The 13,806-nt window shown below is 57.9% G+C and carries 13 protein-coding genes; 8 read left to right on the forward strand and 5 right to left on the reverse strand.

Annotated elements, in window-relative coordinates; all coding sequences use genetic code 11:
• The first annotated feature begins 29 nt into the window (after positions 1–29).
• The 5 genes from ygfZ (at position 30) to AC0J4F_RS00100 (ending at position 4,661) form a co-directional block, all read left to right on the forward strand.
• A complete protein-coding gene (gene ygfZ, locus AC0J4F_RS00080; RefSeq protein ID WP_473025061.1) occupies positions 30–920 on the forward strand; it encodes a CAF17-like 4Fe-4S cluster assembly/insertion protein YgfZ in 891 nt (296 codons plus the stop codon).
• A 25-nt stretch (positions 921–945) separates the two neighbouring features.
• The gene (locus tag AC0J4F_RS00085) at positions 946–1,608 is read left to right on the forward strand and encodes a YfbR-like 5'-deoxynucleotidase (RefSeq protein ID WP_209176888.1); all 663 of its coding nucleotides are present in this window, start codon (positions 946–948) and stop codon (positions 1,606–1,608) included.
• A 70-nt stretch (positions 1,609–1,678) separates the two neighbouring features.
• On the forward strand, positions 1,679–2,188 hold the full coding sequence (locus tag AC0J4F_RS00090) for a tyrosine phosphatase family protein (protein WP_409689378.1): 510 nt from the start codon (positions 1,679–1,681) through the stop codon (positions 2,186–2,188).
• Positions 2,189–2,200: 12 nt separating this feature from the next.
• Positions 2,201–3,184: an NUDIX hydrolase gene (locus AC0J4F_RS00095; RefSeq protein ID WP_409689376.1), complete on the forward strand. Its 984-nt coding sequence runs from the start codon at positions 2,201–2,203 to the stop codon at positions 3,182–3,184.
• A gap of 250 nt (positions 3,185–3,434) precedes the next feature.
• Positions 3,435–4,661 carry a cell wall hydrolase gene (locus AC0J4F_RS00100; RefSeq protein ID WP_473025062.1) on the forward strand — a complete coding sequence of 409 codons (1,227 nt, stop codon included), beginning with the start codon at positions 3,435–3,437 and terminating at the stop codon, positions 4,659–4,661.
• 37 nt (positions 4,662–4,698) lie between these two features.
• On the opposite strand, the gene AC0J4F_RS00105 is transcribed toward AC0J4F_RS00100, so the two are convergent.
• Positions 4,699–5,736, reverse strand: coding sequence for a GlxA family transcriptional regulator (locus AC0J4F_RS00105; protein WP_473025063.1), 1,038 nt, complete (start codon positions 5,734–5,736; stop codon positions 4,699–4,701).
• Positions 5,737–5,772: 36 nt separating this feature from the next.
• Complete coding sequence (locus tag AC0J4F_RS00110) at positions 5,773–6,273, reverse strand: YqhA family protein (RefSeq protein ID WP_133948196.1); 501 nt, start codon at positions 6,271–6,273, stop codon at positions 5,773–5,775.
• A gap of 331 nt (positions 6,274–6,604) precedes the next feature.
• Here AC0J4F_RS00110 and AC0J4F_RS00115 point away from each other — a divergent pair, with 331 nt between their 5' ends.
• On the forward strand, positions 6,605–7,198 hold the full coding sequence (locus tag AC0J4F_RS00115) for a HupE/UreJ family protein (RefSeq protein ID WP_473025064.1): 594 nt from the start codon (positions 6,605–6,607) through the stop codon (positions 7,196–7,198).
• A gap of 6 nt (positions 7,199–7,204) precedes the next feature.
• Here AC0J4F_RS00115 and nadC read toward each other — a convergent pair whose 3' ends face one another.
• The 3 genes from nadC to nadA form a co-directional block, all read right to left on the reverse strand.
• The gene (nadC, locus tag AC0J4F_RS00120; protein ID WP_473025065.1) at positions 7,205–8,065 is read right to left on the reverse strand and encodes a carboxylating nicotinate-nucleotide diphosphorylase; all 861 of its coding nucleotides are present in this window, start codon (positions 8,063–8,065) and stop codon (positions 7,205–7,207) included.
• Positions 8,066–8,079: 14 nt separating this feature from the next.
• A complete protein-coding gene (locus AC0J4F_RS00125; protein ID WP_473025066.1) occupies positions 8,080–9,684 on the reverse strand; it encodes an L-aspartate oxidase in 1,605 nt (534 codons plus the stop codon).
• Between the two features lie 99 nt (positions 9,685–9,783).
• Positions 9,784–10,866, reverse strand: a complete 1,083-nt coding sequence (gene nadA / locus AC0J4F_RS00130; RefSeq protein WP_473025067.1) for a quinolinate synthase NadA — start codon at positions 10,864–10,866, stop codon at positions 9,784–9,786.
• Positions 10,867–11,275: 409 nt separating this feature from the next.
• On the opposite strand from nadA, the gene AC0J4F_RS00135 reads away from it, so the two are divergent.
• The gene (locus tag AC0J4F_RS00135; RefSeq protein ID WP_473025068.1) at positions 11,276–12,511 is read left to right on the forward strand and encodes an MFS transporter; all 1,236 of its coding nucleotides are present in this window, start codon (positions 11,276–11,278) and stop codon (positions 12,509–12,511) included.
• 108 nt (positions 12,512–12,619) lie between these two features.
• Positions 12,620–13,798, forward strand: coding sequence for an FAD-dependent oxidoreductase (locus tag AC0J4F_RS00140; protein WP_473025069.1), 1,179 nt, complete (start codon positions 12,620–12,622; stop codon positions 13,796–13,798).
• The last annotated feature ends 8 nt before the right edge of the window (positions 13,799–13,806 follow it).

Here is a 13,806-nt window from a genome sequence, read left to right on the forward strand (position 1 = left end):
TCTGGCAGAACTTCAAGGAGCGTTTTTCCGTGTCATCCCCCAATATCGCACCGCTTCATGATCGTGCCCTGATCCGCGTCTCTGGACCGGATGCCGAGCACTTTCTGCAAAACCTCGTGACGGCCGACATCGATGAGCTGGCGGACCCGGGCGCAACTCTTTCCGCGCTTCTGACACCCCAAGGCAAGATCCTCTTCGATTTCCTGATTTACAAACAGAACGGCGGCTACCTGATTGACGCGCCCAAAGAGACATCCGCGGATCTTTTGAAGCGCCTGACTTTCTACCGCTTGCGGGCAAAGGTGGACCTGGAAGCTGCTGGTGAAGATGTCTGTGTGTTTGCCGTTTGGGGGGAAGACCTCACAGACACAAACGGCGCCGAACTTGTTGTGACAGATCCGCGTCTTGGAGCGCTCGGTCAGCGAGTCGTCGGCTCTGCCGATTTTGCGGAAAAGTCTGGGGCCACGATCAAGGATCTTGAAGCCTATGACGCCCATCGTGTCGCCCTTGGAGTTCCGGAGGGTCTGAAGGATTTCGCATACTCCGACATTTTCCCGCACGATGCGGATATGGATCAGCTCGGCGGCGTTTCCTTCAAAAAGGGCTGCTATGTCGGACAGGAAGTGGTTTCGCGTGTCCACCACCGGGGCACGGCCCGCAAACGGTTTATCCAAATCGAGGCAGCCGGCGCGCTTCCGGACAAGGGCACAGCTGTCATCGCCAACGACAAAAGCGTCGGCGAAATCGGCTCGTCCACAATGATCGATGGCCAAGCCTTTGGCGTGGCTCTGCTGCGCCTTGACAAGGTGCACCAAGCCATTGAAAACGGCGTCCCGCTGACCTGCGGAGATGTGGCCATTACCGTCAAGCTGCCAGACTGGGCAGAGTTCGGCTGGCCTGATGCCAAGGCAGCGGAGTAACGTTCCACCCACCGACAGGGGTCCAATGTCTGCTTCCCGTTCTGATGAGCCGCCCCGCGCCTGGCAACGCATGTTGTCCGGCCGCCGGCTGAACCTCTTGGACCCCTCGCCGCTCGATGTTGAGATTTCAGACATCGCCCATGGTCTTGCCCGTGTCGCCCGCTGGAACGGTCAGACCTATGGCGACCATGCGTTCTCCGTTGCAGAACATTCGCTGATCGTGGAAGACATCGCTCTCAGCTTGAAGCCAGATATCTCGCCGGACTGGCGGCTTGCAATCCTCCTCCACGATGCCCCGGAATATGTGATCGGCGACATGATTTCGCCGTTCAAAACGGTGATCGGTGAAGCCTACAAGGCCGTTGAACACCGGCTGCAAGGCGCTATCCATTTGCGCTTTGGCTTGCCTGCGGACATGCCTCAGACAATCAAGAAACTCTGCAAACGGGCGGACATCATTTGCGCCTATTTTGAAGCCGTGGAACTTGCTGGCTTCGATGACAAGGAAGCCGCCAAAATCTTCGGCCGTCCCCGCGGCTATCCCGCCGATGAGGATGGCAGGTTGCGGTACGGTTTGAAACCTTTGCCCGTCGCGAAAGCAGAAACCTTGTTTATGGAGCGGTTTGAGCTGATCGAAGCCCTGCGGGAAGCTGGGAAAAAACCGAAAACCGGACGCGCAAGCAGGTGACCTGACCGGCGAATAGCCCTACCTTCCCCCTTACGCCCCTACGGCACTGAATTTTCGTTCTGGAACCCGAATGCTGCACGTGTGCTCCCTGTCCCGGCTGAGCGAAACGGTTGAAAAAACCGGCGCCAAGTCACTCGTTACCCTGATCAATGCCGAGATGCCGGTTCCGACACCGCCCAGCATTTCTGCAGAGCGTCATCTGAACCTGTCGTTCAATGATATCCCAGCGCCGGTTAAGGGGCTGACACCCCCAGGTGAAAGCCATGTTGAGCAGCTTCTGGCATTTGTCCGGGCATGGGATCGGACATCGCCTATGGTCATTCATTGCTGGGCCGGGATCAGCCGCTCCACCGCGGGTGCTTATGTGACGGCTTGCGCGCTCAATCCGGAGGCAGACGAATACACTGTGGCCGCGAAGCTGCGCCGCCAATCGCCCTCCGCAACGCCCAACCCGCGTATTGTTGCGATGGCGGACAAAATCCTCAATCGTGATGGCCGGATGATTGACGCCATCCGGGGCATCGGGCGCGGTGCCAACGCGTTCGAGGGTGCCCCCTTCGAGATGCCCATATACGATTAACGAGGAGCCTTCATGCCGCACCGGCACGCCAGCATTGAAATTGGTCTGAATGCGGTCATCGTGTCGGTCGCGGGTGGCATGCCGCAAATCGTGCATGTGGAAGAGCCGGAAAAGGATATGGCGGACAGCCTGCCCTTTGGTCCTTTCGACCCTCTCCATCACCGGACCTTTGAGATCGGGCTGCGCGCCTGGGTGGAAAACCAGACCGCACTTCGGCTGGGCTACATTGAGCAGCTCTACACATTTGGAGACCGGGGACGGCACAGGGTGTCGGGAGATGAGGGCCCGCATGTGGTGTCTGTCGGATATCTCGCCCTGACACGCCAAACCCCGGATTCAGAAGAGACGCTGTCCCGCCATCATTCCGCTTGGCGGTCCTGGTACGACTACTTCCCATGGGAAGACTGGCGGGCCGGACGCCCGGGCTTGCTGGATACCGACATGCTGCCAGCTCTGGAGAGCTGGGCGGAGGAGCCACCGGAAGAAGGTGAGCCTCCGCGCGCCCTCGCCCGGAGCGAACGGGTCCGCCTTGCCTTTGGAACCGGTGGAACCGACTGGGACGAAGAACGGGCTTTGGAACGTTTTGAGCTCCTCTACGAGGCAGGCCTTGTCGCCGAGGCCAAAAGGGATGGTCGTCCGGCGGCCCTGAAGCGGGATGAAATCCCGCCGTTTGGCATTTCCATGGAGTTCGACCACCGCCGTGTCCTTGCGACCGCGATTTCGAGGCTACGCGGCAAGCTGAAATACCGGCCGGTGATCTTTGAGCTCATGCCCTCGGCCTTCACCCTCACCGATCTCCAAAACTCGGTAGAAGCCATCTCAGGCCGGCACCTTCACAAACAGAACTTCCGGCGCCTCGTTGAAAACGCCGACCTGGTGGAACCGACAGGTGCGACATCAACGGCGACCGGTGGCCGGCCAGCTGCCCTCTTCCGATTCAAGCATCAGCTCTTGAGCGAACGGCCGGCACCTGGCCTGCGTGTAGGCGGCCGGTAACACCCCGAGATCATCTGCCACTGCAACAAGGCCACAGGCTGTCAATTCATCCTGATTTTTCTCAGCGGTATTAACCATAAGCCGCTGATTATTTCCGCATACCTCAAGAAATTCTGCCAATTTCAAGCTTATTAACGGTCTTTCAAGGTTAAGCAGACATCTTGTCTTTCAGAGCGGACGTTTACACAACGTTAGCGATGATTGATCCGGCGTATTCGGACAGCGTGTATTGAGTTGGAGTTGGCTGCGTATGTCTGGCCTTAAGTCCCGCGAAGTAAAGCGGTTTTCTACTCGCAAAAACCAAGGTTCCCGCAAGATGGGTGCGCGTCTTCGACAGATGTCGCGTGTGCTTCTGGCAAGTCCGTTGCTGTTCTTCGGTCTCCAGGGCCAGGTCGGCAATCAGGACATTTTTGCCCTGATCAATGCAAAACATCAGGAAACGCCGCGCTGGATGCTGGCGCTGGAACCGGCAAACTTCACGTCTCGCATCGCACCGATGCTGGATCTTGCGACCCCGGCGGTTCCGGACCATACGTCCGCACCACTGCTAACGCTGACTTCCGCTGACAAGGACTTCGACGCCAAGCCGATCCTCGGATTGGAGGACATTGCCCGCAGCGTTCGCCCCGATACGGTTCCGGACGGCATCAAAACGAATGTGTCGGCCAAGGGAAACCGGAAAATCACCATGGCACCGGACCGCCACATGGTGGATCAGGCCGCTGGTAATCTCTACGCCATGTCCAGTCTCATTTCGACCGAGAAGAAGCATGAAGACCTGCCGCGGGTGGCCTTCGTAAAGCCCGAACCACTGGATGAAAAATCCAGTTCCGACGAATTTGAGCCCGGTGCTCCGATTGACCTTCAAAAGGTCATGATGGCCCGCAACGCCGCCGCGGCCAGTTTCTCTCTCGTTTCGGCCTATGCGCCAGATTCGGTGAAAGAAACCAAAGAGCCGTTTGATGCACTCTTCGGCGCTGCGAAGTACGAGCAGGAATTGCCGCCACCGGAAGATCCCGACAACCCGCATTGGTGGGCTCAGGTCCCGCTTCCCCTTTCTGTCGGCAGCCGCAAAGAACAGAAGTGTCTCGCAGAAGCCATCTACTTTGAGGCACGCGGCGAGTCCGAAGAGGGTCAAATCGCAGTTGCACAGGTGGTCTTGAACCGGGTCAAGAACCCGTCTTATCCGGATTCCATCTGCGGTGTCGTTTATCAGAATAAGCACAAGCGCAACCGCTGCCAGTTTTCCTTTGCCTGTGATGGCATCCGCGACCGGATAGCAAGCCAAGGCGCCTGGAAGAAGGCTGAGCGTATCGCCCGGGATGTCACCGACGGCAAGGAATTCCTGAAGATGGTCGATGCGTCGACCCACTACCACGCCGACTACGTCAATCCACGGTGGGCCAAGTCCATGGCGAAGCGCGGCAAGATCGGCCTGCACATCTTCTACAAGACCTACGCCGGCGGCTGGAACTGATCCAGCCGTCCTCCGGCACCTCCCCTCGTTTCAGCAATCATTGTTGCCGGGGCCGGCCTTTCGCCTGCCGGTCCTCGATCGGGCTCTTGCCGTGCAAGCTCTTGTAGCGTTTTGCAAAATGTGACGCATTGGCAAACCCGCAAGCCACCGCAATTTCAATGATCGGCATCGCTGTCCGGCAGACCAGCCGCTGAGCAATGTCGAGCCGGATCTTGCTGTAATAGGCGAGCGGGGAACATTCGAAATAGTGCTGAAAATCCCGTTGGAGCTGCCGTGGGCTGACATTGAGCCGCGCCGCCAGCTCGTTCTGGGATAGGGTTTCTCCGACGTTTTCCGTCATCAGTTCAATGCACCGGCGCAGACGCGGCGGGATCAGGTAGAGCTCGTCACGCATCAGCGTGTTCTGCCGTTCACTGCCGGATCTCATATCCTGGTGCAGGGCGATGCTGGCGACATCACTGGCAACCGCTCCGCCATGCAGATCGGCGATATAGCCAATCATCAGATCCAGCGCCGTCGTCCCGCCGGCACAGGTTAAATAATGATCGTCGGTCTGGATCAGGCTGTCGATGAGTCTGGCCTTCGGGAAGCGCTCCTTGAAGAGATCAGCATATTCCCAATGGATCGTGCATTGCCGCCCCTCGAGTAACCCAAGATCCGCAAGAACATAGGCACCGGTACAAATACCCGCGATCCGGGTTTTCTGGTGCGCAAAGCGGCGGATCCGGTTTTTTTGCGCAGGGCTCAGGCTGTTCAGCTCGACATCATCGCTGCTGCAAATCGCCAGCAGATCCGCCGACTTAACATCATCCAATGCGCAATCCGCCCGCATAATCCCACCGGAGCTCGCCAGGGCGTCGTTGCCGTCCAGTGTGCAACACACATACTCGAACGCCTTGCGCTTCATGATCTTGTTGGCGATGCGCAAGGGTTCAATGGCGGATGAAAAGGACAGCAGCGAGAAGTTATCCAGAAGCAGGAAACAGATGCTGGTGACCCCGGATGCCGCCTGTGCGGCACCGCTCAATTCGGCCGTTTGGAGTATGGCTTCGGGATGATCATCAGTTTGCGGCATTTCAAGACCAGTGTCTCAAGGGGCAGCGCTTCTGCACTATCTCTCGTTGGATTCAAAGACATTGGTCACAACATAGGTCGCCAGCAAGATCAAATGAAAGCCAAACAAGGCGGCCACTTGCAGCGCGGTTGCCTGGGAGTACTCCAAAAGCTCACTCAGAACATGGATCGAGGAGATGATGATGATCGTGGAGACGATCCGGTGTTTCATTCGCCGGTAGGCCATTTGGCCCTGCAAAATGTAATCTTCTCCATGCGCAGAGGCCCGGATCCGATAACTGTTGTAGGTGTTGGTTGCCACCATGATCACCAGGTTGGCAATGAACACCATGTCCAGCAGATTGAGGATCAGTAGGATGGTCTTCTTGCGATCCATAAATTCAAAAGTCCGGACCGCATCCAAGATATCGACAAAGAATGTGACCAGAAACAGCATCATGCCTATGGCAAGCCCGATCAGAAGTGGGATCTGAGCCCATCTGGTCAAGCGCGTGACCACATCCATTTCTTTTTCTGTGTCGTCCGCTTTGTCGCTCATTCATTCCTTCCTGCCAGTTGAAACCGATGCTTCTGGACTACGACCCTCTGCGGATCATTCAGCGTAATTTCGCTAGGCAGCGCATTGTTCAAAATCAAGCCCGGTCGTTGAAAGTGGTCGGTAGTTTACATCCTGCGCACCTATGATCGAGAGACAATGGCTCACTGTTTCAGACGCGCAGAGCAGCGCTCAATGAAAACAAATGCCTTCGTATTTTATCTGATTTTTCAAAGGCAAAAGAATCAGCCATAACCGCGGCGGGTTACCCAAAACCCACATGTCAGGTGCGACCCACTCCGGGGCACCCGAAAGACCAAATGAAGGATCACACATGAATATTCGTTTCGCCGCCGCCGCGCTGCTTGTGGCCGTTTCGGCCTCTCCCGCGTTCGCCCACCTGGACCCGGCAGAACATGGCTCCTTTGCCGCCGGCTTCACGCACCCGGTGTTCGGCCTTGATCATGTTCTAGCGATGATCGCCGTCGGTTTGTGGGCGGCGCTTGCCGGCGGCCGCGCAATCTGGTTGCTGCCAACTGTATTTGTCGGTGCAATGCTGACTGGCTTTGGCTTGTCCCTCGCCGGCGTTCCCATTCCCTATGTGGAACCGGTTATTCTGGCGTCCGTGATCATTCTTGGTTTGATCGTGGCAGCAGCCGTCAATCTGCCGAGCTGGCTCAGCGTTGCCCTGGTCGCTGTCTTTGGAATGTGCCACGGACATGCGCATGGCGGCGAGATGGGGGGCGCCGGCTGGCTCGGTTATGCCGCAGGTTTCGCGCTCGCAACGGCCATTCTTCACGCAGCCGGTGTGCTGATCGGCCATGGTGCGAATGTGGCAGCTGGCCGGGATGGCCCGGTTGCCAAAACGATCATCCGCGCCATCGGCGCTATAACGGCGGCGGGCGGTGTTCTGCTTGTTGTGAGCTAGAAGTATTTAGCTGATTTCGATATCAAGTCCGAGATCGAGAACCGGGGCCGAGTGGGTAATCCAGCCTGACGAGATCAGGTCGACCCCGGCCTCGGCAACTGCCTGGACAGTGTCCAGTTCAATACCGCCGGAGGCTTCCAGAAGCGCTTTTCCACCCGTGATTTCAACAGCCTTTCGAAGCGTTTCCGGCGGCATGTTGTCGAGCATGATCACATCCGGCCCTGCTCCAAGTGCCTGATGGAGTTGCTCCAGCGTGTCCACTTCAACTTCGATCTTCACCAGATGCCCGGCATAGGCCTTGGCCGCAGAGATTGCCTCCACTACACCGCCGGCAACGGCAATATGATTGTCCTTGATCAGGATCGCATCATCCAGACCGAAGCGGTGATTGGATCCGCCCCCACATTTCACGGCATACTTTTCAAACCCGCGCAAACCCGGAGTGGTTTTACGGGTGCAGACAATTGATGCCTTTGTGTGGGCAATCCGGTCGGCGAAGAGTGCCGTTGCACTGGCAATCCCGGAAAGGTGGCCAAGGAAGTTCAGGGCCACCCGCTCGGCTGACAAGAGCGCACGAGCCGGCCCGTTAATCCGGGCAACAACATCACCGGGTTCAAGCCGATCGCCATCTTGTTTGTCAGCTACAAAAGACAGGTTGGCGTCCGTCTGCCAGAATGCGCTTTCTGCAAGTGCAACACCAGACAACACGCCCGGTTTGCGCGCCGCGATGACGGCTTCAGCTCGGGCGGTTGCCGGGATGGTGGCCTGGCTTGTGATGTCCCCGGCCCGGCCCCAGTCTTCCAGAAGAGCCGCCTTAACGGCATCGTCCACCATCAGGCGCGGCAGGTCCGGTAGGTGTCTCGGCATGGAAATACTCGCAATCAGATTGCTGTTTCAAGGCTCTCGGCAACAAGCGCGTTGACCTCTTTCAAGGTCGTGTAGGACCGCTTGGCCATTGCCGGGTTTTCATCCGGGAAATCGGTACGGAAATGACCGCCCCGGCTTTCTTCGCGCATGAGGGCAGCCGCCGCAATCAGTTTGCCGGTCACCATCATGTTCTGAATAGACTGGCGCACGCAGACGCTTTCCGCCTTTTGAATATCCGCCAGCGCCTTTCTCAGGCCTTCCCGGCTGCGCAGAACACCGGCATTCTCAGACAGTGTGCTCCGCAGGACCGTGATCGCATCGCGCTCTTCGATGTTCCGCTGGCTTGGCAGACCCGGCGCTGCGTCCATCTCGTCCCAAAAAGCGCTGCGCGGCGTCGGCATCAGGCCTTGGATATCTTCCGCAATGCGCGCAGCAAACACCACGGCTTCCAAAAGGGAATTGGAGGCCAGGCGGTTCGCTCCATGCGCGCCCGTGCTGGCAACTTCCCCTGCAGCCCAAAGATTGTCGAGGGATGTCCGGCCGTTGGCATCGGTCAGGACGCCGCCCATGTGGTAATGCTCGGCCGGTGCGACCGGCAGCAGATCTTTTTCCGGGTCGAGGCCAGCGCTTTGCGCGGCAGCAAACACGGTTGGAAAGTCGTCTTTAAAGCGGGCGCCAATCGCGTCCCGGCAATCGAGAAAAGCACCGCGGCCTTCAAGGATCTCCCGATGAATGGCCCTGGCGACAATGTCACGGGGCGCGAGTTCCAGATCGGCATGGATGCCTTCCATGAACCGCTCGCCGGCTTTGTTGACAAGGATCGCGCCTTCGCCGCGCAAGGCCTCGGTTGCCAGGGGAGCAGGATCAGAGCCCACATCCAGGGCCGTTGGGTGGAACTGAACAAATTCGGCATCCGAAATGACCGCACCAGCGCGGGCGGCCATCGCCAATCCATGGCCATTGGCTTCGCCGGGATTGGTGGTCATGGCATAAAGGTGGCCGATGCCGCCAGACGCCAGAACAACCGCCTTTGCAGGAAAGGCCATCCGTTCCAAACCGCCACGGCGCCGGGCTAGAACACCGGTCACATACCGGCCTTCGCCGATGAAGCTTTCGCCCATATAGCCTTCAAGCACCCGGATCGACGGGGTTCGGCGGACGGCGGCAATAAGCGCATCCATGATCGCCTTGCCGGCCATGTCGCCACGAACACGGACAACCCGGCTGTGCGAGTGCGCTGCCTCACGCGACAACTGAAGGCGGCCTTCCAGATCCTGATCAAACGGCACGCCATAAGACAGAAGGTCCCGAACGCGTTCGCTGCCTTCGCGAGTCATCTGATCGACGATGTTTTCTTCGCAAATGCCGCAGCCGGCCGCCAACGTATCGTCGCGGTGTTTTTCGACCGAGTCCTTTTCAGAAATCGCAGCAGCAATACCGCCTTGAGCCCAGGCGGACGACGCGCCCTGCCCGATCGGTGCGTTGGAGATGATCGTAACGGGCCGTGGGCTCAACTTCAGTGCACAGAAGAGGCCGGCCAAACCACCGCCCAAAATGACAACGTCATCGACATCCTTGCCCGGATAGGCAGGTACAAAATCATCGGTCGAGATGGCCATGGGACCTTCCTGGATGGAACTGAGCGATGCCCAAAAAGAGCTTCCGGACCCAAGCCCGGAAGATATTCATTTGAAGATGTGTGACCTAACCTTGAGCGGTCAAATTTTCAAGTTGATCATCCGCTCAACAGCCACCCGTGCCTTTTCGGCAATCACCGGATCGACAACCACCTCGTCCTTCATCTCAAGAAGGGTGTCGAGGATCTTGTCCAAGGTAATCCGCTTCATGTGCGGGCACAGGTTGCAGGGACGGATGAAGTTCACTTCCGGGGTCTCGCTGGCGACATTGTCTGCCATGGAGCATTCGGTGATCATCATTACCTTCTCCGGCTGTTTGGTCTTCACCCAATCAATCATGTGCGCGGTGGAGCCGGCAAAGTCCGCTTCCGCGACCACTTCGGGCGGGCATTCCGGGTGCGCGATGATTTTCACTTCCGGCTCGATCTTCCGATAATCCCGCAGCTCCTGCGCGGTGAACCGCTCGTGAACCTCACAGGCGCCATCCCAGATCAGGACTTCAACATCGGTCTTGTTGCCGACATTCGCTGCCAAATACTTGTCCGGAATCAGGAACACCTTGTCGACGCCGAAGCTCTCAACCACCTGCAAGGCATTGGACGACGTGCAGCAAATATCGCATTCCGCCTTCACGTCGGCGGACGTGTTCACATAGGTGATGATCGGGATGCCTGGGTTGCGCTCGCGCAAGGCCCGCACATCCGCGCCAGTGATGGACTCAGCCAAGGAACAGCCGGCCTTCATGTCCGGGATCAAAACGGTCTTTTCCGGGCTCAGGATCTTGGAGGTTTCCGCCATGAAGTGCACGCCACATTGGACGATGACTTCCGCATCGGTGCGGGTCGCCTCGATCGCAAGCTGCAAGCTGTCACCCACAATGTCGGCCACGCCATGAAAGATGTCCGGCGTCATGTAATTGTGCGCCAGAATGACCGCATTCCGCTCTTTTTTCAGCTTGTTGATCGCGTGGATTGTCGGGGCCAAGGCGGGCCACTCGATCTCCGGAATGATGTGCTTCACCTTCTGGTAGATCGGGGCCGTCGCTTCCGCAACTTCAGCCGTGTAACTCAGATCTGGACGGGTCAATTTGCCATAGCGATCCAGGGCCGTCAGGCCGTCGTTGATCGGGGTTCCGACCGGTGCGGTTGTTTGGGCAATGGTCATGGCGACCTCCCTCATTTTGGCTCGAACACCGGTGTTTTGGCCCGATGTACACTTATACTCATTTTGAGCATATTAAGTTCAAAAGAAAACGGGCTTGCGCCCATCTCTTTTGCTCGTTCGGAGTTTATATAAGAGGCTTTCGTGGCAAAATCTATTACTTTCTGGCAAATAACACAAAAACAGTTCGCAAGCGATTGATATTCCTTGACAAAATATATGGTTTCCAACGCCGGCTAACCAAAGGGGATTTTGGGCCTGCAGGAGTTCGTCCGCACTTCGGGACGGTCCGGCCTTCCGTTGGCCTCAACCGGCAATTCATTCTCAAGATTGATGGACACATCACAAATACACGTTTGGCCGTTTTGGCGGACAGGAGTATCTTATCGTCAATTCACGATGAGAGGTTCTGATGTCAACTGCATCCACATCGCGGCGCGATGGACCCAACATTCCCCTGGTGATCGCCTGCGGTTGTCTGATCGCGCTGATTTCCTTCGGGCCCCGCTCTGCCATGGGCCTCTTCTTCCAGCCGATGACAGAAGCCCGCGATTGGAACCGGGAGATCTTCGCGCTGGCGATTGCCATCCAGAACCTGATGTGGGGAATTGGCCAGCCGATTGCAGGGATGTTCGCCGACCGATTCGGCACCTGGAAAGCCATGGCTATTGGCGCGGCGCTTTATGCAGCTGGCCTCTTCCTGATGGTCGATGCCCAAAGCGCGGTTGCGCTGCATGTCTCGGCAGGTGTCCTCATCGGCCTGGGCGTCGCCTTCTCGTCTTTCTCGCTTGTGCTCGCCTCTTTTGGCCGGACAGTGTCGCCGGAACAACGTTCACTCGCTTTCGGCATTGGAACGGCCTCCGGGTCTCTCGGGCAGTTCCTGTTTGCCCCACTGGGCGGTGCTCTGATTGCCGGCATTGGCTGGCAGCAGACTCTGATCGTTTTCATGGGACTGATCGCCCTGATCCCGCTTTTGGCGATTGCTCTGAAAGGCAAGGCAGCTCCGCCTTCTTCCGATCAGGCTGTTGCGGACCAGAGCTTGACGAGCGCGATGGCCGAGGCGTTCGGCACCCGCGGGTTCATTCTGCTGACCATTGGCTTTTTCGTCTGCGGATTCCACGTGGCGTTCATCACCGTCCACCTGCCGCCCTATATAGCAGATCTCGGGCTTGACCCGTCATGGGGCGCGACCTCGATTGCGCTGATCGGCCTGTTCAACATCGTCGGCTCGCTCGCGTCGGGTTATATCGGCGGGCGCTATTCCAAGCCGATATTTCTGTCGCTGATCTATCTTGCCCGGGCCGTGGTCATCTTCGGCTTTATCATGCTGCCGGTGACCCCGGTTTCCGTGCTCGTGTTCTCGGCGCTAATGGGCCTTTTGTGGCTGTCCACCGTGCCGCCGACGTCGGGGCTGGTCGCGGTGATGTTCGGCCCGCGCTACATGGCAACCCTGTTTGGTTTCGTCTTCTTGTCGCACCAGATCGGCTCGTTCTTGGGCGTCTGGCTCGGGGGCAAGCTTTACGACGAAACCGGCTCTTATGACGCCATCTGGTGGATGGGCATTGCCCTTGGCATAGCCGCGGCCATCATTCACTGGCCGATCCAGGAAAAGCCCGTCGACCGTCTCACTCAGCAAGCGGCGGAGTGAGGGATCCCATTTAAGGATTATTTTGGCATCCAGTAGGCCGATTAACCGAAGCGCAGGCCCTATCGCGCATTCTTTGTGACGTAAAGTCATCAAGGAGTGCAGATAGTCATGTCAAACCTTGTCGCAGATCAGCTCGAAGCCCAGATGAGCGGATGCCGGTTGAGGATCCTTATTGTCGGCGCGGGGATCGCGGGGGCAACCCTGAATGCACTCCTGAGACAACGGGGCGAGCGTCCCGCCATGATCGAGCGCAATCCGGCGCACTCCGGCAGCGGTTACATGCTCGGCCTTATGCCGCTTGGCGGCCGTGTTCTGAACGGACTCGGATTGTCTGAGGCTTTGGCGCGCGACAGTCTTGATATGCGGTACTACGAGATCTTTGATCGGCACGGCCAGTCGATCAACCGCTATGATCTTTCAGAATTGTTTGAACGCTTTGGAGCGCTGCGCGGCGTTGAACGCGGAAAGCTGCTGTCGCTGCTACGCAACGCATCCGGGCCGATCTGCTATGACACCAAGGTCAAGAGCCTCGAAAACCTGGTCAACGGAGCATTGGCCCGTTTTGAGGACGGCTCCCAACTTGAGTTCGACGTAATCGTCGGCGCCGACGGCATCCATTCGGCCACACGTCACCAAATCCTCAGCACCAATGATGTCGAAGACTTCGATACCGGTTGGGGCGGTTTTGTGATGTGGAGCAACTGGGACGGTTTTGCTGACGACACCTATGCCGAACTGTGGTCCTCAGGATGGGGGCTCGGACTTTATCCGGTGCCCGGACGGATCGGCATGTTTGTTGCCGGGCGCCATGACGAGCTGCACCAGGCGAATGGCGAAGACTACGCCAAAAAAATCGAAGCTCAGCTTCCAGATGGCCCTTTCCGGAAAGCGCTCCAGGCCCGTGACCATACGGATAGCCCAACCTACTGGAAAATGGCTGATTGCCGGTCCAAAACCTGGTCAAACGGCCGCACTGTTTTGCTTGGCGATGCAGCCGCAGCCTTCTTGCCGACAGCAGGGGTCGGCGCTTCGGCCGCAATGGATTCCGCTGCGGCGCTCGCCGACGAGCTCTCCCGTGCCGACGCAAAGCATATGCATTATGCTCTGGAACTGTTCGAAAAACGCCAGAGACACCGCGTGGAGACCGCAGAGAAAAACTCCCGCGATCTTTCCAAGCTGATGTTCATCAATTCAGCCCCTGGAGCGTGGGCGAGGGACAAGCTGATGGAGTTCTACACCTTGAAGCATCTGATAGACGACATATCCAAAGTGATGTCAGGCGACTGAACCGGAAC

This window comes from Roseibium sp. R5 (assembly GCF_055755305.1).

Coding starts and splice junctions, on each gene's coding strand:
- AC0J4F_RS00125 (WP_473025066.1), bottom strand. CDS start 9,684: ATGGCCATCTCGACCGATGATTTTGTACCTGCCTATCCGGGCAAGGAT.
- AC0J4F_RS00135 (WP_473025068.1), top strand. CDS start 11,276: ATGTCAACTGCATCCACATCGCGGCGCGATGGACCCAACATTCCCCTG.
- AC0J4F_RS00100 (WP_473025062.1), top strand. CDS start 3,435: ATGTCTGGCCTTAAGTCCCGCGAAGTAAAGCGGTTTTCTACTCGCAAA.
- AC0J4F_RS00115 (WP_473025064.1), top strand. CDS start 6,605: ATGAATATTCGTTTCGCCGCCGCCGCGCTGCTTGTGGCCGTTTCGGCC.
- AC0J4F_RS00085 (WP_209176888.1), top strand. CDS start 946: ATGTCTGCTTCCCGTTCTGATGAGCCGCCCCGCGCCTGGCAACGCATG.
- nadC (WP_473025065.1), bottom strand. CDS start 8,065: ATGCCGAGACACCTACCGGACCTGCCGCGCCTGATGGTGGACGATGCC.
- AC0J4F_RS00105 (WP_473025063.1), bottom strand. CDS start 5,736: ATGCCGCAAACTGATGATCATCCCGAAGCCATACTCCAAACGGCCGAA.
- nadA (WP_473025067.1), bottom strand. CDS start 10,866: ATGACCATTGCCCAAACAACCGCACCGGTCGGAACCCCGATCAACGAC.
- AC0J4F_RS00140 (WP_473025069.1), top strand. CDS start 12,620: ATGTCAAACCTTGTCGCAGATCAGCTCGAAGCCCAGATGAGCGGATGC.
- AC0J4F_RS00110 (WP_133948196.1), bottom strand. CDS start 6,273: ATGAGCGACAAAGCGGACGACACAGAAAAAGAAATGGATGTGGTCACG.
- AC0J4F_RS00095 (WP_409689376.1), top strand. CDS start 2,201: ATGCCGCACCGGCACGCCAGCATTGAAATTGGTCTGAATGCGGTCATC.
- AC0J4F_RS00090 (WP_409689378.1), top strand. CDS start 1,679: ATGCTGCACGTGTGCTCCCTGTCCCGGCTGAGCGAAACGGTTGAAAAA.